We start from the raw sequence: 22,595 nt of genomic DNA, 5'->3' as shown, positions 1-22,595 counted from the left end.
TAAATAAAGAAATTAACATTCCTGATTAATATATTCCTGAATAATTATTGGTATTATTGATCATGTCCTGCAATGATGAAGCAGGGTTGTGGATGCTTGTCATTATCATGTATTTATATTCTACTCCATACAAAACAATAGTATTTCTTATTTTATTGATTTTATGAAAAAACCTGCATTTTCTTGAGAAATGGGGTGCGCAGAAAGAATCAGAGTGTAAATATACAGGAGTAAGGAAATAAAAAACCTTTGAGGTCCTTTGAATTTACATTACAATATAGGAGAATAGAACGGTAGAGGTGATCAAGTAAAAAAATGGAACAATCAATTGTGGCATCAAATCCTGTCCTCTTTATGATTGCAGTACTATTGATAATAATGGCGTGTTATACGGCCTTGGATTTACTTACAACATTACTGACGATAGAGAGATATAAACGCCTGGTATATATAGGGAGCAGCTGCTCTATGGGAGTAGCTATCTGGACGCTTAATTTTGTGGTCATATACACCCTCGATAATTCAGGAATGGCAGCATACAACTTTTCTACAATAATTTTTTCGTTAGCATTAGCGATAGCTCTCGCAGGCGTTGGGTTATTGGCCATTTCGTATAAAACACAAGTCCTGCAAATTGTTTTTTGCGGCTTCATGTTTACGATGGCCATTTTATCCAATTATATAATGGGAACATCATCTTTAAATCACTCTTTGCATTTTAGCCCATTGTCGGTTCTCAGTACGCTTTTCAGTATCTTTATATTATTTGTAGCTGCGCTTGCAATATTATTTTATTTTAATAAATTAAGTCAATCTTCTCTAAAGCCAGTCAGTACGCTCATGATGAGTGGGGCAATCATTGAAGGCTATTATCTTTTTGTGAGAGTGTTACCGATGAACGTTAAAAATGAAACGGGTGAATTTGTTCCACTCACTCCATTTATGCTTTATCTTACATGCTTCGTTTCATTATTCATACTTGCCAGCTTGATAGCTTCAAGTACGATCGTAGGCCGTCGGTTAGCAAAAAGCGATAATACTGTGAGTGATATCCGTTATGCTTTAGATCAATCGGCAATCGTCGCCATCACGGATGCAAAAGGAATTATTACATATGTTAATGAAAAATTCCTGGAAATATCACAATATGAAAAACATGAACTAATAGGGAAAAATCATTCCATAATCAATTCTGGTTATCATGCAAAAGAATTTTTCACTGACTTATGGCTAACGATCAGCCAAGGGAGAACATGGCATGGTGAAATATGCAATCGGGCTAAAGATGGTAATGTTTATTGGGTGGACACAACTATCGTTCCTTTTATGAAAAAGGGGAAACCATATCAATATATTTCTATCCGTTCGGATATTTCCAGTCGTAAAAAAGCAGAAAATGCTTTAAAGGGGTCAATCAAGGAACTAGAAGATATGCATTATGCAATCAATCAATCTTTGATTGTGGCGATAACTGATGATAAAGGAGTCATTATTGAAGTGAATGAAAAGTTCTCGGAGGTTTCAGGTTATGGGAAAGGTGAATTGATAGGCCAGACCCATAAAATGGTTAATTCTGGATACCATTCAAAGGAATTCTTTGAACAAATGTGGAAGACCGTCCATGAACGGAAAGTTTGGAAAGGTGAAATTAGAAACAAGGCGAAAGATGGCAGTTTTTATTGGGTCGATACAACAATTGTTCCATTTTTCAACGAAGAAGGAAAGCCATTTCAGTTTTTGGCACTTAGATATGACATAACTGAGCGTAAACAATCTGAAGAGATGCTTCATCGGCAGGATAAATTAGCCGCTGTCGGTCAGCTTGCTGCTGGGGTGGCACATGAAATACGGAATCCGCTGACCTCCATGAAAGGGTATACGGAATTTTTGCAATTGGATGAAACGGACGAAAATAAACAAGAATATCTAGAAATAATCATGGATGAAATCAATCGTGTGAATGAGATAGTTGAAGAGTTCTTACAATTGGCCAAACCACAGGCATTGATATTGGAAACGAAAAATCTTGTGTCGATCATTCAAAACGTTGTATCTTTGACGGAGTTTGAAGCCAGGAAGAAGAACATCACGCTGATTTCGGATTGTAATGACGAAGAAATCCTCGTTCGTTGTGATGAGAATCGGTTAAAACAAGTCATATTGAATTTCATTAAAAATGGTATGGAAGCTATGCCTGATGGTGGGTTCATAAAAGTCATTACTGAACTTAAAGAGGATAATGTGAATATATCCATTACCGACACAGGAATTGGGATGCCGCCAGAGCAGCTTAAGAGACTCGGAGAACCATTTTTCACAACGAAAAAATCTGGTAATGGGTTAGGTCTCATGATCAGCTTTAAAATCATAGAAAGCCATTCGGGAAATGTCTTTGTCGAGAGCGAAGTCAATAAAGGAACAGTCTTTAATATCGTGCTCCCTATTTAAAATGCCTAATAGGTAGCAATGAAAAAAATCATCAACTTTGTAGAAGATGTCTACGTGGGGGAACTGGATTTGGAAAAACAAAAGCATGTCAATATTATTAGCTTGAAGGTATTTTACCTTTTTTCTTTTTTTGCAGTGGGAAGTTTAACACCGCTATTAAGCGTTTATTTGGCCAATGAGGCAGGTTTATCCGGTATTGAAATAGGTACGATCATGTCTGTTGGACCGATAGTGATGATCGTTTTTCAACCTTTTTGGGGAATTGTCTGTGATTGGAGCGGAAGACCAGCAAAAATACTTGCAATCACATCGTTTCTTGCTGGTGTATTCGGTTTAGGCTACTTGCTGTTCGAACACTATTTCCTTTTAGTATCCGTCGCAATCGCTTTGGCCATCTTTCAAAGTGCGATAATACCAGTTTCTGATAGCATCACCCTTCAATATACAACAAAAATCAAATCGAATTATGGGAAAATCCGTTTATTCGGATCACTTGGTTACGGTGTGGCGGTTTTTGTAATGGGAAAGTTATCTGAATCCTTCATGGGTCCTTCCGTCATATTTTATGCCTTTTTCTTTGGCCTGTTGATCGCGGCTAGTCTGGCTCTTCGTTTGCCCGAAGAGCCACCTGGGGGAAAAGTGAAACTTTTCGGTGGCATGAAAGAATTGATCACCATGAAACGTTTTCTTATCTTTCTTGCTATAACGTTCTTGCTTTTTGGTCCTAATCTTGCAAATAATGTATACTATGGTTTGTTTGTCGAGGCAAGAGGAGGAACATATACAGGAATTGGCATTGCGTTCCTATTAGCTGTATTATCGGAAATCCCCTTTATGAGAATGGCAGGTGCCTGGATTCATAAGATAGGCCTGCTGCCAATTACCTTATTGGCTGGCACTGCTTCATTGGTCCGCTGGGGTTTGTACTTCACCGAACCAAGTTTGGCTACTGTATATGTGACTTCGATAATTCAAGGGTTTTCACTTGGCTTATTCATTCCAGCAGCTTTACAATATATCAGGGAAGTTGTCCCTGCACGTATAACAGTAACAGCAATAACGCTTTATTCGGCCATTGGCAACGGTTTGGGGAACTGGTTCAGTACCTTCAGCGGCGGGATAATATTGGAAAAATCAGGGATATATTCAGTCTATTTATTTTATGGTTTACTCACACTGATCGGGATGCTGCTTACAATTTGGCTCATGAGGTTAGAAAAGAATTTAAAAGTAATGGGGAAACCCTTAGGTATAATTGAAAAATGATGAGTGGTCAGTTCTAATAAGGAGAAGATACTTAAATCAGGGCCTGCTATATTCGGAGTGATGGTCCTGTATAATTCGTTTGGATTATTACTTGGTTTTCTTGCTGCTAAAGTGTTAAAACTTCCATACGAAGATCAAAATCAATTGAAGTGGGCATGCAAAACTCAGGTTTAGGTGCTGCATTAACGACAGTTCATTTCTCTTCACTAGAGGCCGTCCCGGGTGCCATCTTTAGTGTGTGGCATAATGTTTCCGGGTCAAAAAGAGTAGACAAAATCAAAGGGAATTCCGTAGTTGGTAAGGAATCGATTAAACAGTAAATCAAAAAAAGGCAGAAAGGGATTAAATGAGTCCCATTCTGTCTTTTTTTATTGATAAGAGGGGAAGAGTGCGGTTTATTAAAGAAATGCTGTTAATAATTAAGTTATTGGGATTTTTAACCATAAGTAAACGTTTTTTTGTTTTTGGAAATAATATGATTTAATGGAAGATAGAGAATGAATGGAAGGGTGAGTGTTTTTGAGTAAACCAAAAGTGTTGGCTACTACCATCGTATCAGCTCTTATCGGCCTGTTTTTTGTATTTTGCCTAGGATGGGCGATTATGGACCATTATGGAAAAAAAACATCCGATATGGAAGTAATTGAAGAAACTCCCTTTAAAAATGATCTTCCCGATGATTTTACGGTAGTGGCGATAGGCGATTCATTAACACGTGGCACAGGTGATGAAACAGGCAAAGGCTATGTTGGACTTGTTGTTGAAGATTTGAAGAGTCAATATAATAGAAAACCAATCATTCATAACCTCGGAATTAATGGACAAGTGTCTAACGAATTGGTGCAGCAAGTGAAACAACCGGAAGTGAAGCGCCAAATCCAGGCAGCTGATGTTATTTTAGTTACAATCGGGGGTAACGATTTATTTCAAAAAGGGAAGACCCTGCTTGAATATGATCGTGAAGCTACATCCGTATCACAAAAGAATTTCTTGGGAAATTTACATGAAATTTTTAAAGATATAAATAAAGTCAATGATTCCGCTACTATTTTGTTGCTTGGCCTGTATAATCCATTTATAGATTTGGATAAAGACTTTGATACGAACCGCATCGTACGGGACTGGAATAATGAAACGGCAGAAGTCGTGGCTCATTATGAAAATGCAATTTTCGTTCCAACATTCGATTTATTTCAATTGTCGGTAAATGAGTATTTGTATTCGGACAATTTTCACCCTAATAAGAAGGGGTATCGTTTAATTGCTGATAGAGTTGCTCCTTTAATAAAATGGGAGGATGTGGAACGATGAAAAAGGTGACATTGTCTGTTAGGGACTTGAGAAAAAAGATTGGCAAAAGGGAAATTATTAAAGGAATAGATTTTGAGTTGCATGAAGGTGAGGTTTTCGGCTTTTTAGGACCGAATGGAGCAGGTAAGACGACGACAATCCGCATGTTGGTCGGATTGATTAAGCCATCCTCGGGTTCCATCCATATATGCGGGTATGATGTTCGTCAGGAATTTACGAAGGCTATGAAGCAAATGGGCTGCATCGTTGAAAATCCAGAGTTATATCCATTTTTGAGTGGGTGGGATAATTTGCTCCACTTTGCAAGAATGTTACCTGAAGTCGATGAAACAAGAATGATCGAGGTTGTTGAACTCGTTGGTCTGCAAGCGAGAATTAACGATAAAGTGAAGACCTATTCGTTAGGGATGAGGCAGCGTTTAGGAATCGCGCAGGCAATGCTGAACAGCCCTAAGCTGTTAATTTTGGATGAACCCACTAACGGTCTAGATCCTGCCGGAATCCGTGAAATGCGACAATTCATCAGGAAGTTGGCTGAAGAAGAAGGTATGAGTGTTCTGGTTTCTTCACACTTATTAGGTGAAATACAGCAACTTTGTGACAGGGTCGCAATTATTAAAGGCGGGGAAATTATTAAAACGGATACAGTGGAAAGCTTATTATCCGCGCAGGAGCGGATAATTTGGCGGGTGGAACCTATTCAAAAAGGAGTGGAAATTCTTAGCCGCTTCACCGATATTACCTTAGATCAAAAATATATCATTACAGCTTATGATGAACTCAAAACACCTGAATGGAATGCTGCACTTAACCATGCAGGGGTGAGGGTACATGAAATGAATCGAAAGCTCCCGGGATTGGAAGAGTTGTTTTTGCAAGTTACCGGTGTCGGAGGTGCAGGCATTGAATAACTTGGTCCAAAATGAAATGATGAAGATGTTGGCAAAAAAGCGGCTGATCATAATCGGTATCATCGTTGGAATTTTAGTGTTGATGTTTACATATGCCCAATACAAACAAGTGGAAGAGCAGCGGGAGAAGTTGGGAACTGATGATTGGCGTGCAGCTCTTCAGCAGCAAATCATTGATACTCAAAATCGGTTGGGCTCGAATAGGATGCTGGATGAGTGGCGTGAACAGCTGCAAGTAAGTCTGAAGCAGCAGCAATATTATCTCGATCATGATATCAATCCCTCAGAACCAGGCGCAGCTACTTTTACACGCATGTTTTTGGAAAATTCAATTGATTTATTCATTCCGCTGTTGATCATGATTGTGGCCAGTGATTTGGTTTCTTCCGAAAATGGACAAGGCACGATCAAGCTTCTGCTGACAAGGCCAGTGGAGCGCTGGAAAATCTTATTGAGCAAATATGTAACATTATTATTATCGGTTTCGATTATCGTTGCGATGACAGCCTTATTGTCTTACCTTTTATCAGGAATCGTTTTCGGTTATCAAGGATGGGGAGCCCCCGTAATAACCGGATTCGAATTGAATGGTGCTGATGTGGATGTCAGTCAAGTAAGGTTAGTTGAACAATGGAAATTCCTATTGATGGATTTAGGACTTGTCTGGCTGGTGGCGGTTGTTGTAGGGACCCTTTCTTTCATGCTTTCGGTTTTAGTGAGGAGCACCCCTGCAGGCATGGGCATCATGCTGGCTGCATTAATTTCCGGGGCTATATTGAACAATATGGTTTCATCATGGGAATCAGCGAAATATTTCTTTATGGTGAATTTGAAGTTGACCGCTTATATTAGCGGGACGGCTCCACCGATAGAAGGGATGACTTTATTATCATCTGTCATTACCTTGCTCGTTTGGTGGGCTCTTGCTTTAATTGTATCTTTTACAGTATTTACCCGGAGGGATGTATACTGATAAGCAGCCAATATAAATTATTGGTTGTTTCAGTTTGTTGACAAAAGGGCTTCCGGAAGTGTCGCGCACCGGACCGGATTTCAAAAGAAGACTCGGTTTAATGGCTAGCCGAGACCCCGCTAGATGCTCGCGGGGTCTCGGCAGAAAGGGAGCGGATTTCTGAAATTATCTGCAACCTTTTTAAAAATAAAAAAACTGCAGGTAAACTGGCCTTTCTTCGAATTTGTCGACCTTATGGGGATCGGAACGGTCATCCCGTATCCTTTTCACGATTTTATCGAGGGAATGAATACCATGATTTTTAAAACAAGACTTGGTTATACTGATTTATTTTTTACTGTTTTTTAGGAACTGAAAACTCACTGGATGAAGAAATTGGTGACACTCCTGCCGAATAACTGTCAGCCGAGACCCCACAGACGCATGCTTTGATGAGGCTTGGCAGACAGTAGGCGGAAAGGGAGTGGATTTCTGAAATCATCTGCAACTTTTTTAAAAATAAAAAACTGCAGGCAAACTCGCTTTTTCTTCGAATTTGTCTTCTGTCTGAAACAGCCTATACAAATAGTAGGTTGTTTTTTATTTTCTTGTACAGGGTATCCTTTTAAAAAAAGTATGTTCAAAATTAGGAGGATTATAAATGGATGATAATCATTTGAATGAAAAATTGATGCCAATGACTTCAGTCTCCAGTGGTGATGTACATATAATAAATTTAGAATATACATTGTCTTTCCGTCCAAATCGTTAATGTGATTTTTATAGGGTCACCCAAAGATGATAATTGGGTATTTTATAGATGCAGGGATGTCACGCTCAGCAGAGGTAATAAAGAAAACTGCTGAAGAAATATATGGACCACAAAATCCACCAGCTGCTATTATTTTGACACATGGACATTTCGATCAAGTTGGTGCACTGATTGAGTTAATGGAGTATTGGAAAGCTCCAGTTTATGCCCATATAAAAGAAATGCCTTATTTAACGGGACAGGAAAATTACCCCAATCCGGACCCTGCTGTTGAAGGAGGGATGGTCGCAAAAATTTCATGGATTTTTCCGAATGAGGGAATCAACCTTGATGAAAAAGTTCAGCCATTGCCTGATGATCATAGTGTTCCCGGGCTTCGTGATTGGAAATGGGTTCACACCCCTGGCCATTCAAAAGGACATATTTCACTTTTCCGTGAAAGTGACCGAAGTTTGATTGCTGGAGATGCTTTTGTGAATGTCAGGCAAGATTCCCTATACAAGGTAATCACTCAGGAGAAAGAAATAGCGGGCCCACCGAGGTATTTGACAACCGATTGGAAGGCTGCAAAAGAATCTGTAAAGTTATTGGAAGTATAAAGCCGGCTGTTGCCATAACGGGGCACGGGTATCCTGTTGAAGGGCAAGAACTGGAAAAGGGTTTATCAAAGCTTGCAAAGGAATTCGATTCATTAGCTAAACCGGATCATGGGAAATATGTGGAATGAAGCATAAACGTGTTCCATGAATAATTTCTCTTCAGAAGTCAAAAATAAACAAGCAACTTATGAAAATGGAGGGATTTCCGTGACTACATTAAGAGATATCATGACAACAGACGTGGATTGTTGCACTGCGGAAGATAATATATATGAAGCGGCAGTCAAAATGAAGAATGAAGATGTTGGTGTCATTCCTGTATTGGAGAATAACCATTTAATTGGTGTCATCACAGACAGGGATATCGTCATTCGCTGTGTTGCCGAGAAAAAGCCGAATTCAACTAGAATTACTGATGTCATTTCCACGAACCTTGTAACAGGTACGCCTGATATGTCAGTGGATGAAGCTGAAGAGTTAATGGCTACCGAACAAATCAGAAGGCTCCCTATCATTGAGAATGACAAGCTGGTGGGAGTCGTGGCATTAGGTGATCTTGCTGTACACCAACAGACAAATTCAATGGCGGGAAATGCTTTAAGTTCAATTTCCGAGGACAGAGACCAAATTCAACACTAAAAACAAAAACTCTGTTAGCTTTTGCTAACAGAGTTTTTGTTATTAAAGATACTTATTGAACCATCCTTTGATTTCCTCAACATGTTGCAGGCGCATTTTTGGAGATCCGCTTCGGGATACTTCATGAGTTTCATCTGGGAATGAAACAAGCACTGCTTCTTTTTTTTGCCGTTTTAAAGCGACAAAAAATTGCTCGCTCTGTTCAATGGGACAGCGGAAATCCTTTTCCCCGTGAAGTAAAAGTAAAGGGGTATTCACATTGGAAACATATTTTAAAGGAGAGTGCTTCCATAATTTTTCAGAAGAGTTAACGATATCGCCGCCTACTTCCCACTCTGTAAAATAATAGCCAATGTCGCTGACCCCATAAAAACTTAGCCAGTTACTTATGCAACGCTGAGTCACAGCGGCCTTGAAGCGGTTGGTATGTCCAATGATCCAATTTGTCATGAACCCTCCATAACTTCCTCCGGATACCCCTAAATCTTCATGCTCGATAAAATCATACGAAGCTAAAACGTGATCAACTCCAGCCATTAAGTCCTTATAATCCATGCCTCCATAATCGCCCCGGCAGGCATTTACGAAGTCTTGGCCATATCCTACACTCCCGCGCGGGTTAGTGAACAATACAGTATACCCTTCATTAGCCAAGGTCTGGAATTCATGAACATAGGTATTGGCATACATCATATGCGGACCGCCATGGATTTCTAAAATGAGCGGATATTTTTGATTACCATTAAAATCGGTCGGTCTCATGATCCAGCCGTGGATGGTAAGTCCATCAACAGATGGAAATGTAATGGGTTCAGCCATGGACAAATGTTTATCCTTCAAAAAATCCTCATTAACAAAACTGATTTGTTGTTTATCGCCATTGGTAAGGTTATAAGTAAAGAGATCGCCGGGATGAACAGGTGTACTGATGGCTACGACAGCACGATGGCTTTCGGGATCTATAGTAAAGCCGTAAATATGCTGCGGGTCAAGGATCGATGGATACATGGCTCCTTCAATGGAACCATAATAAACTCCGGTATTTCCGTAATCGCTTATTAAAAAGTAAAAGCCTTGGCTATCGTTTGTCCATAAGATACCTGGGTCGACGGCTCCGATTTGGAAATCCCCAATTGCGGAATCTCCAATTTGGACGTCCCATCCATCGGTCAAACACTGTGTCGTTTGATCGAAAATGGAATATAACCAGATATTTGAAAAGGTGGCACCGGCAAATTCTTTATTATGGCCAATGAAAGATATATATTCGCCATTTGGTGACCATTTCGGATCTCTAAAGAACCCTTTGCCATCCGTTATCCTCTCTAAAGCTTTCGTTTCTAGTTCCATGATGAAAATATCGGAAAAAAGTTCATCATCACTTCTTTCTGCATCCCCGCTTATGAATGCAATATGCTGTCCGTCTGGGGACCATGCATTCGGATGATGATCAATATTGTTTTCCGTTAGCAATGTGGAATCTCCCTTAAAAATTTCCACTATAACCAGCTGCTGATATAACTGATCAAAATAGCCTCTCCCATCCCATTTATACTTAATCCGGTCATACCTATGAACTTCTTTGGACAAATCATTTTCCTTAACCGTATTAAGGTTTTCGCCCACCTTTAATCCGGTTGAAAGCAGCAACTTGGTGGAACAAGGAGACCAAATAGGCTTTGTTACGCCGTTAAAGAAATGTGTCAGCTGTCGAGCTTCCCCACCAATGCTCCCGATAATGTGGACTTGTTTTTTACCAGATCTGTCCGATATAAAGGCGATATGCTTGCCGTCGGGGGACCAGGCTGGTGATGTATCACGATTATCCCCAAACGTCCATTGCTTTGTTTCATTCGTGATCAGGCTGAACATATACAGATTGGAAATGTATTTTTCCGTTTTTTCATCTATTCTGGTTTGGACATAAATCGCCATGCTGCCATCCGGGGATAGCTTTGGATCGGTTACTGATTTCAAGTGAAATAAGTCTCTTGCTGTTATACCTATTTTGTTCATCCTTTTCACCCTTTCATTTCTCATAGTTATGTATTTCGCTAAAGAGAAATATAAATCCTTTAGTAAATGGTAAACGCGTAATGTTTATTTATCAAGGACAAGAGAATGAAAATAATCCGGCCTATTCATCAGGTCGGATTATCAGGCTATATAGGCAAAAAAACATTCAATTACTTATGCATGTGTCGAGTATGTGGGCGGTGCGGCGGAATTTGGAAATTATGTTCTTCCATCATTTTATAATGTTCTTCAAAATGTGAAACCATTTTATCGGCTTCTTCTTTCGAGAGCGCGCCATACTCGACATATTTTTCGATCAATATCTTTTTGTCAGCGAGTATCTGCTTTTGGATCTTAGCGATTTCCGATTTTTGAGCTTCAGTGAATTGGACACTTTCCGGTTTTGCTTTATTTTCCTGTGCAGCCGGATGATTCAGGTTAACCAAGAACAGGGAACATGCTGTTAGACAGATGATTAAAAACTTTTTCATGAATGAACGACTCCTTCTAATTGATTTTTGTGGAACCTATAAAGCTTGTAAGTCTCTTCCTAATGGTGGATGTTTTTCAATATGGAAGATTCCTTATTTCTTTATTATCATTTACAGAATTTACAGTTTTATGTAAAAAAATAGGGTGAAGGTTTGTTACAGAAAGATATGGGTAATTTAAATGTAAGCAGAAAATTTCATTTTAGCTTCTAAATAAAAACCATTTAAAGAAGGGAAGAAGGGGGATTATCATGATTTGGACAATTATTGGTTTAATAATATTATTATGGGTTCTTGGTTTAGTCTTTAAAGTGGCTGCAGGATTTATACATATCTTGCTTATCATCGCGGTCATTCTCATTTTGGTTAAAGTTTTTAAGGGAAGGAATCGAACATAGATGTGTATAGAAAGCTAACGTGGAAAGCTTTATAAATACCCATGTAAAGGCGGCCTGGTGGACAGGTCGCCTTTTAATTTTCCATCAGGTTGTCAATCATAAGGAAGTGGCTGTCCTAACAGCCTCTTATGAATCCATATCGCTGCTTGGGTACCATCCCCCATCGATATGGTGACTTGTTCGGAATGGGCAACGAGGTCGCCGCCTGCCCAGACTCCTTTAATATTCGTTTCTTTAGTCCGTGGATGAATCACCACATGATTGTTTTCATTTACTTGCACACCTAATTGTAAGGCTAGCTCATTATTAAGTTTGTTACCTTTAAATGCCGTGAATGCCTTTTCAGCTTCGATTATTTTACCTGATAGTAATTGTATGGCTGTCAACTGCTGTTTGGCATCAACATGAACCTCACAAACTTCCTCTTCAATTACGGGAATCTGATTTTCCTTTAACTTTTCCCTATACTCATCATCAATTTTTGTTTTCAAGTGATTTACGTAAATGATATCTTTTGACCAATATAATAGAGTAAGCGCCATGCCCGCGCCCGCATTTCCGCCTCCCATGACAACGGTTTGCTTATCCATGATCTCATACCCATCACAATCAGGGCATATATATGTGGATGTCCCAAGAGTTGGATAGATGTTTTTGATTGGAGGAATGTTATCGGTAATGCCAGTACCAAGAAAAATCATTTTGGCTTGATATTCCCTGTCATTCTTTGTTTGGATAAAAAACATGTCCTGCTTTTTTTCAAGAGATTTCACTGTATCATCCAAGAATTCGACACCGAATTTTTCAGCGTGCTGTCTGCCAAGCGTCCTTAATTGTTTACCGCTTACCCCATCAGGCCATCCAAGAATGTTATGGTAAGCCTTGGCAATCGAAGATCGGCCTTGAGCAGAATCAATGACGATAATATCATGTTTATATCTTCCGAGTTGGATGGCTGCCTGAATACCGGCTATACCTCCACCAATAATAATGCAATCTGCTTGTTTCATGAATTCACCGCCCATAAATTTGGAATAAACCTAGTGTTATTCTTTCTGTAAAAAATATACCACTAGTCGCTGGCGCTTAAACAAAAAAGGAGGAAGTCCGCAGCTGGCAGACCTTCCTCCTCTCTTTAATTCCTATATCATTGATTCTGTATTGGTTCAAGCCATTCTTGTGCCCAATTTTGAATTTCGTTCATTACCGGTGCAAGGGCCTTGCCTTTTTCAGTTAAAGAATATTCAATCCTGACCGGTGTCTCTGGATATACGTCCCTTTTAACAATACCTTCAATTTCCAAGTCCTTTAAACGTTCAGAAAGAATCCTGCCGCTTATCGGGAATGCAGATTCAATATTACAAAACCGTTGAGGGCCTTTAAGTAATTGATTGACAATCAATCCAGTCCAGCGTTTACTCAAGATTTGCATTCCTTTTTCAAATCGTGGACAAAGTGTCGTATTATTCATCATATCACCTCATTATTAATATATTATAATCCATTTACCTCAAATGTAACAACTTTACCGATAATTATTTAGTTACTAGAGATGTTATAGTATAAGAAATTTATGAGCTTACTTTAAGTATCATGAAAAGTTTTCCGCCTCAGAATTGCCACACTTTAAAAAAATGTGCTTTTTAAAAATTGTGTTCTTTAGAGATACCATAAAAAATATGTTATTTTAATATTGAAGTCAAAGTTTTGCAAATGGAAGGATCCGTGGGAAAGATGAATGATTTACTGCAAGAGGCCGTATCCTTTATCAGGACAAGTTATCCGGAATTATTGAAAACGGAAGAGGACATAAATGGCAGGATCGAACAAATTAACAAGGAAATAAATGAAACAGGCAAATATGAACATACATATGAAGAATTGGTATATGGTGCTAAATTAGCTTGGCGTAATAGCAATCGTTGCATTGGGCGCTTTTTTTGGGAATCGCTGAGGGTAATTGATAAAAGGATGATTCAAAGCGAAGAGGGAATAGTATCGGCTCTCTTTGAGCATATCGAATATGCTACGAATAATGGGAGCATCAGACCTGTGATTACAATTTTCAAACAGAAAGATCATGATCGAAAAGTGGATATTTGGAATCATCAGCTTATTCGATATGCAGGATATGAGACGGAACATGGCGTAATCGGCGATTCAAGTTCAATCGAATTCACCAAGCAATGTATGGCATTAGGATGGGAAGGGAAAATCGGACCTTTCGATATTTTACCCCTTGTAGTCCAATTGGACGGAAAAACCCCTAGTTTTCATGATATACCTGAAAGACTCGTTAAAGAAGTTCAAATCACCCACCCTAAGCTAAAATGGTTCAAAGATCTTCAAATCAAATGGTATGCGGTTCCCATCATTTCCGGTATGAGGTTGGAAATTGGCGGTATTACTTATTCAGCTGCACCATTTAATGGGTGGTACATGGGAACGGAAGTCGGTGCGAGGAACCTTGCGGATGAAGAACGCTACAATATGCTGCCGGAAATCGGGGAGAGGATGGGCTTGGATATTAAGCGTGATTCGAATTTATGGAAAGATAGAGCCCTGATCGAACTGAATGAAGCAGTCCTTCATTCGTATAAAAAACACGGAGTCAGCATTGTAGATCATCATACAGCAGCTAAACAATTCAAGAAATTCGAAGAAAAAGAAACCTCTTGTAATCGGAAAGTAACGGGGGACTGGACCTGGTTAATTCCACCGGTGTCTCCAGCGACGACACACGTTTTTCATCAGCCATATAACAATGAAATAATGAAACCTAATTTCTTTTATCAAATTCCTCCATATAAATAAAGGTTTAAATTAACTGGCGCGGGGTATAGTTATAGCAAGTCAATAAATAAGGGGGAAGGTAATGATGGCATTAGGAAAAAACGTAGTATTAATAGGAGTCGGAATTGCCGGAGTCTCATTTTTATCGAATAAAACGAACAGAGGAAAAGTGAAGGACATATGGTCCAATGCAAAAGCAAAAACAGTAGGCTTTTGGAATAGGAAGGCTTCCGAGCTGGATCCCGTAATTGAAAAGGCAGGTCACCCTGATCCATATGATCATGACGATAATAAAATGGTAGATGAAGGCGCCATGTATGGTGTTCACTATTATAATAATGCGAAGCATGGATAATGCAATCAGACTCGCTTGGGGATACCCAAGCGTTTTTTTTATTATATTTTTCAAATGAAAAAAATCAGATAATTGCGAATTCGAAATAGGGATTCATGGTATTAAATTCTTTATTGTGCTTTAAATGAATAAGGATTAAGATTAAAGAATCGAAAGGAAGTGGATACGAGTGAGCAGCAGTTCTTATGATCCTGAACCCAGAAAGAAAGAGGAAGCCAATATGATGCTAGAAGTCGAGACTGTTATTCTCCTTGAGTATCTGCTCGAAGAAGGTAAATAAGGCTTTCTCTATAGAAGAGGAGGTCAAGAAAATGATTGAAATCTACAAGACGGATGAAAATCGTCACCTAAACAATATCGAGGACATGACAAAAGGTTCCTGGGTGAACATTGTTGCGCCCACAGAAGCTGAAATAGATTATATATGCACGACTTTGCAATTACCGATCAATTTCATGAAAGATCCACTTGATGATGAAGAAAGGCCACGAATCGAAAAAGAGGATGATAATGTTTTAATTATTGTCGACTTCCCATATTTGACCAGGGACGAAGCAGACTTACCGATCTTTGAAACGATCCCTATCGGTATGATCTTCACCAAAGACTGTTTCATTACAGTGTCTTTGAAAGAAACACCGATATTGGCGAATTTCAAAAACAATAAAATCAAAGGATTTTTCACTAATAAGAAAACAAGGTTTGCTTTACAAATATTATTTGAGATTTCATCCTATTATTTACGATACCTGAAACAGATTAACAAGATGACTAATGAAGCGGAACGTGAATTGCATCAGTCCATGAAAAATAAAGAATTATACACTTTCCTTGCTTTGGAAAAAAGTCTGGTTTATTTTACGACATCATTGAAATCCAATCGCGTAGTACTTGATAAGATCCTCCGTTTTAATTATTTGAAAATGTATGAAGAAGATAAAGAGTTGCTTGAGGATGTAATCATCGAAAATGCTCAGGCAATCGAAATGGCAGAAGTGTATCTATCCATTCTTAGCGGTATGATGGATGCATTCGCTTCGATCATTTCCAATAATGTCAATAATGCCATGAAGTTTCTAACCTCAGTGACCATTATTTTAACACTTCCGACGATGGTGGCAAGTTTTTACGGAATGAATGTCGAACTGCCATTTGAACATAATCGGTTTGCTTTCATTTTTACATTATTAATTGCCATCACATTGGCTGGAACGACGGCATTCATTTTTTGGAAGAAAAAATATTTTTAAAATTAAACCGGCTTATAAAGCCGGTTTCAGTTTGTAGACAAAAGGGATTTTATCTAAATTTAAAACAAAGTTGATTGGAACGGAAGGTGCGAGACTCCTGCGGGAAAAGCGCGTCCAAGGGAGACCCCGCAGGCGCAAAGGCGCCGAGGAGGCTCCCGGACCGCCCGCGGAAAGCGAGTGCCTGGAGTGGAAATCAACGTCCTAATTGTACAAAGTGGTTTGTTTTATTCCTCAAAAAAATCAGAAAATCCTTCACTGTTAATCCGATCCGCATAAGGGTTCTCATCCTTTACATTCTTTGCATCCAAATTTGTTTGAATCACTAAACGGGGACTCTGTGATGCTTCTCTGATGATACGGTCGTTCAACTCTTTAAAATCCGGTACATTCTTATTGCCGGGTTTGTTTGGTTCCAATAAAACCACCTCCATTCCTATCTTTGCAATAAATGATGGGGTGTATTCATGAATATTCTTAGGTTTGGGAAGGATAAAGGACTAAGGAGGAGATCATGATGGCCAAATGGAACGAGCAAGCAGCGCCCAATAATAATTTAAGGGCAAGTGATTTAAACCCAGGTGAAGCCGATAAAGCAAAAATGGATTCAAAAACAATTGATGGAGATCAATTGAATAATCTAAAAATTCAAAGGGAAATCAGAAAACAAAATATATAAGACCCTTATTGAATGTACGGCAAAGACAGGATCATGCAAAGGAAAACGCTTGGCGGTTAAACCAAGCGTTTTTTTTGTTCATGAAGGCGGAGTTCCATGATTGATTTAAGATTCTCTGTTATCAGGAACGTTTTTGCTTTTTAAGTGAAGAAGGTTGAGTGAAGGCCCCTGTTTCTTTCGTAGTGGTACCTTGCCCCTCTATCTGAGAAGAACCTAAACGAGTTTGTGAAGCATCCTTCTTGTTTTTCCCATTCATATGTTTATCACCTCGATATTACTTTCCCTATTTCCTTTACATCCTATACATATATTGAAGGTGAAAAGGACAGGTTAGAGGGTAGAGGAGGTGTGTGTTGATGTCAAAAATCGGTGTTGAAGAATCATTAACGAATATTCAGGAAGCACTTCGCGAAAAAGGTTTTGATGTTGTGGAGATTAAACAAGAAGCTGACGCAAAAAACGTGGATTGTTGTGTGGTAACAGGTTTGGAAAGTAATATGATGGGTATAAGCGATACTTCATTGAAAGCGTCCATCATTGAGGCAAATGGTTTAACGGCTGATGAAGTGTGCCGCGAGGTTGAAAATAAAGTGAACTTGATTCAATAGTTCAAAAAGTGCCTAAACCGACATAGGGTTAGGCACTTTTTCTGTTCAAGATTGCTGTGCTATGGAAATTGTCGCATTCAATTCCACCGCTACATTACCTTTTATCGCTCTAGAAATCATACATGAAGTTTCAGCTTTTTCAGCAAGCTTCCTCGCTTTTTCAATCACTTTTTCAGAAGTGCCCGGTACTAATACAAGTGCAGGGCAATGAATGATTTTCTTATAGGTGAATACACCATTCGTAACATCCACTAACGCTTCCGATTGCATGGACAAGCTCGCCTTTTCTATATGGGCTCGCTCTAACATGGCAGCAAAGGTAATGATATAGCAGGTCGATGCCGCCCCAAGAAGCATTTCATCGGGATTAGTCCCGACCCCTGGTCCTTCCATTCCAGTAGGAATACTTATTTGTGTTTGAAGATTCCCTGAATGAATCGTGCCGATATCATTTCTGCCGCCGGGCCATTCTGCGGTTAAATGAAAGTGATGTATCGTCATATCTATAACCTCCTTAATATTCTTTTAGTGTAAACGAATAAACAGGCTATGTATTCGATTTTGCTCGTAAATCAGGAAGTAATCTCATACATATTGAATTCATATGGAAAGCAAAAATTAATAAAGCTAGTGAAACAAAAAGGCAGAGGCATTAGGCTATTTTAAGCACCATAATGGATAGGCTTTTCTATAATAATATAAATCGCTTTATAAAAAGATAGATATTTCATAACGGAAGGGCTGAAAAGTTGACAACATTAAGTAATCTGTTCGATTTAACGAATAAAACGGCTATTATTACCGGAGGCGGCAGAGGGCTAGGCAAACAGATAGCTTTGGCGCTGGCAGAGGCAGGAGCTAATATTGTTATTGCCTCACGCAATCTTTCTGTATGTAAAGAGGTTTGTGATCACCTACAATCATTAGGAATTAAAGCGATCGCCTTTGAATGTGATATTACCAATAAGAGTGACATCGAACATGTTGTAAAAGAAACTGTTTCTCAATTCGGTGCCATTGATATTCTTGTCAATAATAGCGGTACATCTTGGTCAGGCCCGCTATTGGATGTTCCTGAGGATAAATGGGAGAAAGTGTTGAAGGTAAATGTTACGGGTACGTTCTTGTTTTCACAGGCTGTAGCAAAGGTCATGTTACAGCAAAAGTCCGGCAAAATCATTAATATTGCATCTGTGTCGGGTCTTGGCGGTTCGATACCTGAAGTATTGGATACCATTGCTTATAACACAAGTAAGGGCGCTGTGATAACAATGACTAAGGATCTAGGGGTTAAGCTTGCTAGACACGGGATTCAAGTCAATGCGATAGCACCAGGCTTTTTCCCGACTAAAATCACAAAAAAAATCCTTGAAGAATCCAACTTTGACATCGTAGGTCAAACTCCGGCTGGCCGGTATGGTAATGAAGAGGATTTAAAAGGAGCCGCCGTTTTTTTAGCCTCGAAAGCGTCCGATTATTTGGTTGGACATGTTTTAATCGTTGACGGAGGTATAGCAGCATTAGCATAATCGGAGAAGAGAGGAACGATATATATGACAGAAAAAAAATCAGATTTATATAAAGAGCTAAAAGTGTTCGGCAAACAAAAAGAGCAACAGTTGAATAGTAAAATTCAGGAGTTAATAAATAATAGGGAGTTAATAGAATCAGTTAGTAGAAGTTCACAAATGCAGGTTCCAGAGATAATAAAGATGCAGGAGGCCTCAGAAAGAAGGTCCATTATCATGAATTATCCCACAAAAAAAGATGTAGCCAATATTGCGAAATTAGTCCTCCAGCTCGAAGAAAAAATTGACAAATTAGAAGAGCTACTTTCCACTGTAATTCCAGAAAGAAATGGGTATCTTAGAAGTCAACCTTCTATGAGTGATTTAGGGGTCGTTTATTCATTAGGTAGTAAAAAAATGAAATCAAGAGAGGAATCTAACAAAAAGGAAGAGAATAAAAAAAGGGTTTTAGATTTAATAAACCAATTACAAGATTTAAAGTTCGTTGGACAGAGGAATAGAAATGTCTAAACGGAAGGTGCCAAAAAATCAACCTAAATCGATATCTAAATGGAAACATTTTTCGGATATTCCCAATCAGCCTATGCCGGAAATGGGATTAACACCAAAAATTTCGGTGTGGAAAAAAAATAAATCTACACTTTGGTATTATCCGGCGGTAAAAAAAAGATATAACGTGCCGGTTTTTCTAATTTATTCACTCATCAATACCCCGTTAATTCTCGATTTAGCTCCAGGAAATAGTTTAATAGAAGCTTTTGTAAATGAAGGGTTTGAAGTGTATTTGCTTGATTTTGGAAGTCCAGGCTATGAAGATGGTGACATCTCGATTGATGATTATATCGTCGATTACATTCAAAAAGGAGTCCAGCGCGCATTACGACACTCCGGAGCGTCAGAGATAACTGTAATGGGTTTTTGTCTTGGCGGTACAATAGCTGCTATGTATGCGGCTATTGCAGACGAGCCTGTTAAGAATTTAATTCTCTCCGTTACACCTATAGATTTTAGTGCCTCCCAATCTTTTGATCAATGGCAAGCTGCAATAAAAGATGGTACCGCAGATTTTGACGAGACGATTGACATTTTTAAAACGATCCCAGCTAGTGAGGTTAAATATGGAATCCGCTTGATCACATCACCTATCTATATATCACCCTATCTGTCATTATTAAATCAAGCTGATGATGAAGAATATGTTCAACATTGGCGTCGATTCAATGCGTGGACAAATGGACACGTGCCTTTAGCTGGAGCGACTGCAAAACAGATAGGTGAAGATCTTGTGATAAACAATCGTTTGGTTAAGGGGAGTTTAAGAATCAGAGGAAAAAAAGCTATGCTATCCAATATTGACGCTAGTGTATTAGTATCAGCAAATGAAAATGACCGTCTGGTACCGCAGGAAATGATTAATCCGGTTATGAAGCATTTGACTTGTAAGGATAAGACATACATTCTTCTACCAAGTGGACATGCTTCCAAGGAGTATGTGAGTGGACTCCCACTTTACCTTAAGGAATGGCTTCCGAAGCGATCTTCTCCAATAAATAATTAACAGTTTTTGAAGGGAGATGTATGATATACGTGGTAAATGAATATGAAAATTTAAAAATTATGCCAATTATAGGTTATTTAGGGTTTGCGCCCGTAGTATTCACAAGATTTTTTGGAACTATTCCAGATTATATCGGTTGAAAATAGTAGGGCTGGCTCGTTATTTAGAGCCAGCCCTATTGTATCATTGATAATATTTCACACGTTCTTCAAGTGGTGAGAAGTCTTTATCGCCAGGCTCTGCAGTGGGTTTTCCAAAGGGCATTTGTGCGATGAGTTTCCAATCCCGTGATATATCCCATGTCTTTCTCACTTCGTCATCGATTAAAGGATTATAATGCTGAAGACTTGCCCCAAACCCTTCAATTTCCAAGGAAGTCCATACGACAAATTGTAAAATTGCAGACGATTGGTTCGACCAAATCGGAAAGTTTTCGGCATACGTTTTGAATTGTTCTTGAAGCCTATCTATAATGGCCTGATCTTCAAAGAATAAAACCGTACCATAACCATTTATAAATGACTTCATTTTTTCTTCAGTTTTTTCAAAATCTTTGTCACCGACTGCTTTTCTTAATGTTTCTTTCGTGATATCCCATAATTGGTCGTGGCTTTGACCAGTTAAAACAATCACTCTTGCACTTTGGGAGTTGAAAGCGGAAGGGGAATATTGAACGGCATGATCGATAACTTCTTTAATCCTTTTATTAGGAACAACACGTTCCTTGCTAAGGGAATAATAAGAGCGTCTATCTTCAATTGCGCTAAAAAAATCTTTAACCATATATCACACCTCCATTCTATATACCGATTTATTTTGACCTGATTTTAATATTTTATGATAAGTGAATACGGGTGAAATAATTTGAATAAAAATGGTTGACAAATTTATCACTGTCGTTTATCTTTAAATCAAGATATTTGTATTAAAAGCATTGTGCAGGTTAAATACTTTGAATTCGAGATATTATATATGGATTAATTCATCTCCGTAAGGGGAGATTTATAAAGATAGGAGTGGTACGGATGGAATTAAAAGGATTGCATCATGTTTCGGCGATTACAGCTAAAGCGGGAAATAACTTTGAATTTTACACAAAAGTCTTAGGGATGCGATTAATTAAAAAAACGGTGAATCAAGATGATGTACGTGTGTATCACTTATTTTATGGAGATCAAATTGGTTCACCGGGTACGGAATTGACGTTTTTTGAGATTCCCAATGCTGCCCGCACTCATGAGGGGAACAATAGTATTTCAGAAATTTCCTTAAGGGTGAGAGATGATGAAGCACTAGGATATTGGAAAAAACGGTTTGTTGAATTCAATGTTGAGCATGATGAATTATCGAGCCGTTTTGATAGGAAAGTGCTTACTTTTAAAGATCCTGAAGGGCAGAGGCTTCTTTTGGTTTCCGATCAGGATAATAACGGCGTTCAAGGAGGATTACCGTGGGATGGAAGCCCGGTGCCGCAAGAGTTTTCCATTCTTGGATTAGGACCAGTAAAACTTACTGTACCTAATATTGTACAAACAGAACGCGTTCTTACCGAGGTATTGGGGTTCAGGAAATCAGGCACATACCCATCCTCAATAAGGGGGCAAAATCCGATAGTCGTTTACGAGACAGGTGAGGGAGGAACAGGAGGGGAACTCCATATTGAAGAAAGGAATGACATACCTCGGGAAAGGTTGGGGAGGGGTGGAGTACACCATATTGCCTTCCGGGTGGATAATGAAGGGGAACTGAGAAAGTGGATAGAGAAAATTAGCGAATCGAAATTCGTGAACTCGGGTTATGTGGACCGCTTTTATTTTCATTCACTCTATTTTAGGGAGCCGAATGGCATCTTATTTGAATTAGCTACTGATGGACCAGGTTTTGCAGTGGATGAAGCAGAGCAGCACTTAGGTGAGAACCTTGCCCTGCCACCATTTTTAGAATCGAAAAGAAAAGATATTGAAGCGAATTTAAAACCACTGAATACAAAACCAACAAATTAATCAACAGGAAAGGAAGTAAT

Annotated in this window: 25 protein-coding genes and 1 pseudogene; 18 read left to right on the top strand and 8 right to left on the bottom strand. The window is 38.9% G+C overall.

The annotated features are described in order from the left end of the window. Positions 1–315: 315 nt before the first annotated feature. The 8 genes and pseudogenes from AC3ISB_RS15795 to AC3ISB_RS15760 all read left to right on the top strand — a co-directional run bounded on the left by AC3ISB_RS15795 (position 316) and on the right by AC3ISB_RS15760 (position 8,898). The gene (locus AC3ISB_RS15795) at positions 316–2,448 is read left to right on the top strand and encodes a PAS domain S-box protein (protein ID WP_489273694.1); all 2,133 of its coding nucleotides are present in this window, start codon (positions 316–318) and stop codon (positions 2,446–2,448) included. A gap of 69 nt (positions 2,449–2,517) precedes the next feature. After that, the gene (locus AC3ISB_RS15790) at positions 2,518–3,714 is read left to right on the top strand and encodes an MFS transporter (RefSeq protein WP_260398127.1); all 1,197 of its coding nucleotides are present in this window, start codon (positions 2,518–2,520) and stop codon (positions 3,712–3,714) included. A gap of 3 nt (positions 3,715–3,717) precedes the next feature. Beyond that, positions 3,718–4,034, top strand: a pseudogene (locus tag AC3ISB_RS15785) (bile acid:sodium symporter family protein); the annotation flags it as partial. 199 nt (positions 4,035–4,233) lie between these two features. Then, positions 4,234–5,025, top strand: coding sequence for an SGNH/GDSL hydrolase family protein (locus tag AC3ISB_RS15780; RefSeq protein WP_489273693.1), 792 nt, complete (start codon positions 4,234–4,236; stop codon positions 5,023–5,025). After that, complete coding sequence (locus AC3ISB_RS15775; RefSeq protein ID WP_489273692.1) at positions 5,022–5,936, top strand: ABC transporter ATP-binding protein; 915 nt, start codon at positions 5,022–5,024, stop codon at positions 5,934–5,936. The genes AC3ISB_RS15780 and AC3ISB_RS15775 overlap by 4 nt, the downstream gene beginning before the upstream one ends. Then, complete coding sequence (locus AC3ISB_RS15770) at positions 5,929–6,909, top strand: ABC transporter permease (protein WP_144527818.1); 981 nt, start codon at positions 5,929–5,931, stop codon at positions 6,907–6,909. Before AC3ISB_RS15775 ends, AC3ISB_RS15770 begins: the two co-directional genes overlap by 8 nt. A 777-nt stretch (positions 6,910–7,686) precedes the next feature. Continuing rightward, on the top strand, positions 7,687–8,259 hold the full coding sequence (locus tag AC3ISB_RS15765) for an MBL fold metallo-hydrolase (RefSeq protein ID WP_489273691.1): 573 nt from the start codon (positions 7,687–7,689) through the stop codon (positions 8,257–8,259). 207 nt (positions 8,260–8,466) lie between these two features. Then, a complete protein-coding gene (locus AC3ISB_RS15760; protein ID WP_098369624.1) occupies positions 8,467–8,898 on the top strand; it encodes a CBS domain-containing protein in 432 nt (143 codons plus the stop codon). A gap of 42 nt (positions 8,899–8,940) precedes the next feature. Here the strand turns inward: AC3ISB_RS15760 and AC3ISB_RS15755 are convergent, their stop codons facing one another. Together AC3ISB_RS15755 and AC3ISB_RS15750 are read right to left on the bottom strand one after the other, a co-directional pair. Beyond that, on the bottom strand, positions 8,941–10,914 hold the full coding sequence (locus tag AC3ISB_RS15755; protein ID WP_489273690.1) for a S9 family peptidase: 1,974 nt from the start codon (positions 10,912–10,914) through the stop codon (positions 8,941–8,943). 170 nt (positions 10,915–11,084) lie between these two features. After that, complete coding sequence (locus AC3ISB_RS15750; protein ID WP_141993712.1) at positions 11,085–11,405, bottom strand: YckD family protein; 321 nt, start codon at positions 11,403–11,405, stop codon at positions 11,085–11,087. A gap of 251 nt (positions 11,406–11,656) precedes the next feature. Between AC3ISB_RS15750 and AC3ISB_RS15745 the strand changes: the two genes are divergently transcribed. Then, a complete protein-coding gene (locus AC3ISB_RS15745) occupies positions 11,657–11,803 on the top strand; it encodes a lmo0937 family membrane protein (protein WP_141993711.1) in 147 nt (48 codons plus the stop codon). Between the two features lie 92 nt (positions 11,804–11,895). Here AC3ISB_RS15745 and AC3ISB_RS15740 read toward each other — a convergent pair whose 3' ends face one another. Continuing rightward, positions 11,896–12,813, bottom strand: coding sequence for an NAD(P)/FAD-dependent oxidoreductase (locus AC3ISB_RS15740; protein WP_141993710.1), 918 nt, complete (start codon positions 12,811–12,813; stop codon positions 11,896–11,898). A 137-nt stretch (positions 12,814–12,950) separates the two neighbouring features. Continuing rightward, positions 12,951–13,274 carry a winged helix-turn-helix transcriptional regulator gene (locus AC3ISB_RS15735; RefSeq protein ID WP_098369429.1) on the bottom strand — a complete coding sequence of 108 codons (324 nt, stop codon included), beginning with the start codon at positions 13,272–13,274 and terminating at the stop codon, positions 12,951–12,953. A 263-nt stretch (positions 13,275–13,537) separates the two neighbouring features. Between AC3ISB_RS15735 and AC3ISB_RS15730 the strand changes: the two genes are divergently transcribed. The 3 genes from AC3ISB_RS15730 to AC3ISB_RS15720 all read left to right on the top strand — a co-directional run bounded on the left by AC3ISB_RS15730 (position 13,538) and on the right by AC3ISB_RS15720 (position 16,201). After that, the gene (locus AC3ISB_RS15730) at positions 13,538–14,617 is read left to right on the top strand and encodes a nitric oxide synthase oxygenase (RefSeq protein ID WP_098369626.1); all 1,080 of its coding nucleotides are present in this window, start codon (positions 13,538–13,540) and stop codon (positions 14,615–14,617) included. 61 nt (positions 14,618–14,678) lie between these two features. Then, the gene (locus AC3ISB_RS15725) at positions 14,679–14,951 is read left to right on the top strand and encodes a hypothetical protein (RefSeq protein ID WP_489273689.1); all 273 of its coding nucleotides are present in this window, start codon (positions 14,679–14,681) and stop codon (positions 14,949–14,951) included. Between the two features lie 311 nt (positions 14,952–15,262). Then, positions 15,263–16,201: a magnesium transporter CorA family protein gene (locus tag AC3ISB_RS15720; RefSeq protein WP_098369430.1), complete on the top strand. Its 939-nt coding sequence runs from the start codon at positions 15,263–15,265 to the stop codon at positions 16,199–16,201. A gap of 224 nt (positions 16,202–16,425) precedes the next feature. On the opposite strand, the gene AC3ISB_RS15715 is transcribed toward AC3ISB_RS15720, so the two are convergent. Continuing rightward, positions 16,426–16,617 carry a hypothetical protein gene (locus AC3ISB_RS15715; protein ID WP_260286457.1) on the bottom strand — a complete coding sequence of 64 codons (192 nt, stop codon included), beginning with the start codon at positions 16,615–16,617 and terminating at the stop codon, positions 16,426–16,428. Positions 16,618–16,712: 95 nt separating this feature from the next. Between AC3ISB_RS15715 and AC3ISB_RS15710 the strand changes: the two genes are divergently transcribed. Continuing rightward, positions 16,713–16,877: a hypothetical protein gene (locus tag AC3ISB_RS15710; protein WP_489273688.1), complete on the top strand. Its 165-nt coding sequence runs from the start codon at positions 16,713–16,715 to the stop codon at positions 16,875–16,877. Positions 16,878–16,998: 121 nt separating this feature from the next. Here the strand turns inward: AC3ISB_RS15710 and AC3ISB_RS15705 are convergent, their stop codons facing one another. After that, positions 16,999–17,133, bottom strand: a complete 135-nt coding sequence (locus AC3ISB_RS15705) for a YuzL family protein (protein WP_098369432.1) — start codon at positions 17,131–17,133, stop codon at positions 16,999–17,001. Positions 17,134–17,233: 100 nt separating this feature from the next. On the opposite strand from AC3ISB_RS15705, the gene AC3ISB_RS15700 reads away from it, so the two are divergent. Next, the gene (locus AC3ISB_RS15700; RefSeq protein ID WP_098369433.1) at positions 17,234–17,485 is read left to right on the top strand and encodes a YkuS family protein; all 252 of its coding nucleotides are present in this window, start codon (positions 17,234–17,236) and stop codon (positions 17,483–17,485) included. Positions 17,486–17,530: 45 nt separating this feature from the next. On the opposite strand, the gene AC3ISB_RS15695 is transcribed toward AC3ISB_RS15700, so the two are convergent. After that, positions 17,531–17,986 (bottom strand): OsmC family protein, encoded by a 456-nt coding sequence (locus AC3ISB_RS15695; RefSeq protein ID WP_141993707.1) that lies wholly within the window; start codon positions 17,984–17,986, stop codon positions 17,531–17,533. Positions 17,987–18,234: 248 nt separating this feature from the next. On the opposite strand from AC3ISB_RS15695, the gene AC3ISB_RS15690 reads away from it, so the two are divergent. From AC3ISB_RS15690 to AC3ISB_RS15680, 3 genes are read left to right on the top strand one after another with little or no spacing between them, the layout of a single operon-like run. Next, positions 18,235–19,014 (top strand): SDR family oxidoreductase, encoded by a 780-nt coding sequence (locus AC3ISB_RS15690; RefSeq protein WP_053346465.1) that lies wholly within the window; start codon positions 18,235–18,237, stop codon positions 19,012–19,014. Between the two features lie 24 nt (positions 19,015–19,038). Beyond that, positions 19,039–19,524, top strand: coding sequence for a hypothetical protein (locus AC3ISB_RS15685; RefSeq protein WP_141993706.1), 486 nt, complete (start codon positions 19,039–19,041; stop codon positions 19,522–19,524). Next, the gene (locus AC3ISB_RS15680; protein ID WP_260399695.1) at positions 19,517–20,572 is read left to right on the top strand and encodes an alpha/beta fold hydrolase; all 1,056 of its coding nucleotides are present in this window, start codon (positions 19,517–19,519) and stop codon (positions 20,570–20,572) included. Before AC3ISB_RS15685 ends, AC3ISB_RS15680 begins: the two co-directional genes overlap by 8 nt. Before the next feature lie 183 nt (positions 20,573–20,755). On the opposite strand, the gene AC3ISB_RS15675 is transcribed toward AC3ISB_RS15680, so the two are convergent. Further along, a complete protein-coding gene (locus tag AC3ISB_RS15675) occupies positions 20,756–21,355 on the bottom strand; it encodes a nitroreductase family protein (protein ID WP_480339447.1) in 600 nt (199 codons plus the stop codon). A gap of 242 nt (positions 21,356–21,597) precedes the next feature. On the opposite strand from AC3ISB_RS15675, the gene AC3ISB_RS15670 reads away from it, so the two are divergent. Next, complete coding sequence (locus tag AC3ISB_RS15670; protein ID WP_141993705.1) at positions 21,598–22,575, top strand: ring-cleaving dioxygenase; 978 nt, start codon at positions 21,598–21,600, stop codon at positions 22,573–22,575. Positions 22,576–22,595: the final 20 nt, after the last annotated feature.

It is taken from the genome of Peribacillus sp. GL_122, assembly GCF_057835005.1.
Note: the sequence above shows the minus strand (reverse complement) of the source record. Positions and strands in the feature narration are given on the sequence as shown.

What these genes read in the sequence shown, in the direction of transcription:
- AC3ISB_RS15795 (WP_489273694.1), top strand. Translation starts at nt 316, where the DNA reads ATGGAACAATCAATTGTGGCATCAAATCCTGTCCTCTTTATGATTGCA.
- AC3ISB_RS15775 (WP_489273692.1), top strand. Translation starts at nt 5,022, where the DNA reads ATGAAAAAGGTGACATTGTCTGTTAGGGACTTGAGAAAAAAGATTGGC.
- AC3ISB_RS15765 (WP_489273691.1), top strand. Translation starts at nt 7,687, where the DNA reads ATGATAATTGGGTATTTTATAGATGCAGGGATGTCACGCTCAGCAGAG.
- AC3ISB_RS15755 (WP_489273690.1), bottom strand. Translation starts at nt 10,914, where the DNA reads ATGAACAAAATAGGTATAACAGCAAGAGACTTATTTCACTTGAAATCA.
- AC3ISB_RS15750 (WP_141993712.1), bottom strand. Translation starts at nt 11,405, where the DNA reads ATGAAAAAGTTTTTAATCATCTGTCTAACAGCATGTTCCCTGTTCTTG.
- AC3ISB_RS15745 (WP_141993711.1), top strand. Translation starts at nt 11,657, where the DNA reads ATGATTTGGACAATTATTGGTTTAATAATATTATTATGGGTTCTTGGT.
- AC3ISB_RS15740 (WP_141993710.1), bottom strand. Translation starts at nt 12,813, where the DNA reads ATGAAACAAGCAGATTGCATTATTATTGGTGGAGGTATAGCCGGTATT.
- AC3ISB_RS15735 (WP_098369429.1), bottom strand. Translation starts at nt 13,274, where the DNA reads ATGAATAATACGACACTTTGTCCACGATTTGAAAAAGGAATGCAAATC.
- AC3ISB_RS15730 (WP_098369626.1), top strand. Translation starts at nt 13,538, where the DNA reads ATGAATGATTTACTGCAAGAGGCCGTATCCTTTATCAGGACAAGTTAT.
- AC3ISB_RS15725 (WP_489273689.1), top strand. Translation starts at nt 14,679, where the DNA reads ATGATGGCATTAGGAAAAAACGTAGTATTAATAGGAGTCGGAATTGCC.
- AC3ISB_RS15720 (WP_098369430.1), top strand. Translation starts at nt 15,263, where the DNA reads ATGATTGAAATCTACAAGACGGATGAAAATCGTCACCTAAACAATATC.
- AC3ISB_RS15710 (WP_489273688.1), top strand. Translation starts at nt 16,713, where the DNA reads ATGATGGCCAAATGGAACGAGCAAGCAGCGCCCAATAATAATTTAAGG.
- AC3ISB_RS15705 (WP_098369432.1), bottom strand. Translation starts at nt 17,133, where the DNA reads ATGAATGGGAAAAACAAGAAGGATGCTTCACAAACTCGTTTAGGTTCT.
- AC3ISB_RS15700 (WP_098369433.1), top strand. Translation starts at nt 17,234, where the DNA reads ATGTCAAAAATCGGTGTTGAAGAATCATTAACGAATATTCAGGAAGCA.
- AC3ISB_RS15695 (WP_141993707.1), bottom strand. Translation starts at nt 17,986, where the DNA reads ATGACGATACATCACTTTCATTTAACCGCAGAATGGCCCGGCGGCAGA.
- AC3ISB_RS15685 (WP_141993706.1), top strand. Translation starts at nt 19,039, where the DNA reads ATGACAGAAAAAAAATCAGATTTATATAAAGAGCTAAAAGTGTTCGGC.
- AC3ISB_RS15680 (WP_260399695.1), top strand. Translation starts at nt 19,517, where the DNA reads ATGTCTAAACGGAAGGTGCCAAAAAATCAACCTAAATCGATATCTAAA.
- AC3ISB_RS15675 (WP_480339447.1), bottom strand. Translation starts at nt 21,355, where the DNA reads ATGGTTAAAGATTTTTTTAGCGCAATTGAAGATAGACGCTCTTATTAT.
- AC3ISB_RS15670 (WP_141993705.1), top strand. Translation starts at nt 21,598, where the DNA reads ATGGAATTAAAAGGATTGCATCATGTTTCGGCGATTACAGCTAAAGCG.